This window comes from Methylibium sp., from assembly GCF_013817365.1.
Lineage (GTDB): Bacteria > Pseudomonadota > Gammaproteobacteria > Burkholderiales > Burkholderiaceae_C > Methylibium.
In genome coordinates this window covers 1-2116 of the sequence record NZ_JACDCU010000588.1, presented here as the reverse complement: position 1 = coordinate 2116, position 2116 = coordinate 1, and the positions used below count along the sequence as shown (strand labels likewise).

Genomic DNA, 2116 nt, shown 5'->3' with positions numbered 1-2116 from the left:
CGCCGGTTGATGCGCGCGAAGTCGGTGAGCGAAGCGAGCACGCGGGTCACGGTGGAGCCCCGACCGGCGGGCAGCGGGTTGTACAGCCGGACCTCGATGTTGGCGTGCTCGGCCAGGCGCAGCATCAACCCGTCTTCGCCAGCGGTGTTGAGGTCGTCGATCAGCATGCGCACGCGCACGCCGCGTTCGGCCGCCGACTGCACGCGGGTGAGCAGTGCGCGGGACGAAGCGTCGCCGCGGATCAGGTAGTACTGCAGGTCGAGCGTGTGCTCGGCGTTGTCGGCCAGGGCGGCAAGCGAGCCGAAGGCGTCTTCGCCGGACAGCAGCAGCCGAAAACCCGAGAAGCCGGCCCTTGTGGTGCTGCGCGCCACGAGGCGGCCGAGGGTGGTTTGCTGCGGCTCGGCCAGGGCGTGGGTGACCGGGAGGTCGGCGGGCGGCGCCGGCAAGGTGGCGCAGCCGGAAAGCAGCAGCAACGCAGACACAGCGAGGACGGCGAGGGCGCTGCCGGCCAAAGACAGGCTCGCATGCCATTCGGTAATCGGTAAACGAGGCCGCACCGACCGGCAAGAGACGCCGGGCGCAAGCACCGCAGCGTTCGCTGCTGCCGCTCCCACGCATTCCATGTTCACCTCGGCATTGCGAATGGCCCGCCCCCTCGAGCGACCGGGACGGCAGTCAATCAACTGCCGTCGCCGTACATCGCGACGGGGCCCAGGATGCAACCAGCGTGCCAGGGCAGGGGGTGGGCACGTCAATTGCTCATGCGTGTGGTTTAAAAAACTACCAAGAAGGACTGCGCATGAATGCGATCGACCTGTTGACGAGCCAGCACCGCACGATCGAGGCGAACATGGAAAAGCTGCAACAGGGCGGCATGGAGAACTGGGACGCAGCGCTGTTTGCCGAGGTGGCCGACCACCTCACGGTGCACCTCGCTTCGGAGGAACAGGTCTTCTATCCGGCCGTCAAGGCCAAGAGAACGGAAGACATCCTTCTCGAATCGCTGGAGGAGCACCTCTCGCTCAAGCGCCTGCTCGCCGACCTGCTGGAGCTCGACCCGGGCGAGCAGACCTTCGAGCCCAAGTTCAAGGTGCTGCACGAGCAGGCTGAGCACCATCACGAGGAAGAAGAGGAGCACCTCTTCCCCAAGGTCGCCAAAGCGCTGGACGCGGCGGAACTCGAAGCGCTGGGCGACAAGATGAGCGCGCTGCAGCAGAGCCTGCGCGGCGAGGGCTCACCGCGCGAGGCTGTTTCGGAACAGACAAACCAGGCAGCGGCGCTCGAGTGAAGAGGTTGTCTTGCAGTCCTCCGCCGGTATCGACTTCCAAGCGAAAACGGCGGCGCAATTGAGTGCCGCCCGCATCCTCATTGCCGACGACAACGTCGACGCGGCCGACACTCTGGCCATGCTGCTGGAAACCTCACGCTACGAAACCCGCACGGCCTACAACGGCGAGCAGGCGGTGGAGCTGGCGCAATCTTTCCACCCCGACCTGGCCATCCTAGACATCAACATGCCGGTGATGGACGGCTACGAAGCGTGCCGCCGCCTCAAGCGCATGAGCGGGCCGACGCCCATCCTCGTTGCCCTCACCGGACGCGGACAGCCCGCCGACAAGGCGCTCGCCCGCGCGGCGGGGTTCGATATCCATCTGCTCAAGCCGACGGATGGTGGGGAGCTTTGCCGCTTGGTGGATCGGGCGTTGGCGGATCGATAGGCTTTGCTGCAACGACATGCGCGCGCAGCCGCGCGAGTGCGACAGCGTAAAGTCGATGATGCAAAATTTTCCGTTCAAGTACACCGCCGCTTTCGCGCGGCGGTCGGTCAGATGCTCGAGCCGGCTCCCACGCCCGCCTGCCAGCACCAGCGCGACGGCCCGTCTGGGGAGATCCAGATTGCGAGCCAGTTCTGCCGAATGCATGGGGTCTCCGAAGGGCCGAGGGCAAGCCGGATGGTGCACTCTGCACCGACGCCGCGCACTCACCGCGGCGGTGCTCGCCGCGTGTGCCGCAAGCGCCGAAGGAGCGGGCCGCCGATGAAATTCGACCGCAGGAATCGCAGCGACCGCACCGCGTTGTCGGAGCTGAACTACCACTTGCTCACCACGGTGGGCGT

Annotated in this window: 2 protein-coding genes and 2 pseudogenes; 2 read left to right on the top strand and 2 right to left on the bottom strand. The window is 66.3% G+C overall.

Going from position 1 to position 2116, the window contains the following annotated elements:
- A pseudogene (locus H0W38_RS21700) lies at positions 1 to 473 on the bottom strand (phospholipase D family protein); the annotation flags it as partial.
- A 326-nt stretch (positions 474 to 799) separates the two neighbouring features.
- Between H0W38_RS21700 and H0W38_RS21695 the strand changes: the two are divergent.
- Both H0W38_RS21695 and H0W38_RS21690 read left to right on the top strand, forming a co-directional pair.
- Positions 800 to 1288 (top strand): hemerythrin domain-containing protein, encoded by a 489-nt coding sequence (locus H0W38_RS21695; protein WP_292458122.1) that lies wholly within the window; start codon positions 800 to 802, stop codon positions 1286 to 1288.
- A 10-nt stretch (positions 1289 to 1298) separates the two neighbouring features.
- The gene (locus H0W38_RS21690; RefSeq protein ID WP_292458120.1) at positions 1299 to 1718 is read left to right on the top strand and encodes a response regulator; all 420 of its coding nucleotides are present in this window, start codon (positions 1299 to 1301) and stop codon (positions 1716 to 1718) included.
- 36 nt (positions 1719 to 1754) lie between these two features.
- On the opposite strand, the pseudogene H0W38_RS21685 reads toward H0W38_RS21690, so the two are convergent.
- A pseudogene (locus tag H0W38_RS21685) lies at positions 1755 to 1922 on the bottom strand (sugar phosphate nucleotidyltransferase); the annotation flags it as partial.
- Positions 1923 to 2116: the final 194 nt, after the last annotated feature.

What these genes read in the sequence shown, in the direction of transcription:
- H0W38_RS21695 (WP_292458122.1), top strand. Translation starts at nt 800, where the DNA reads ATGAATGCGATCGACCTGTTGACGAGCCAGCACCGCACGATCGAGGCG.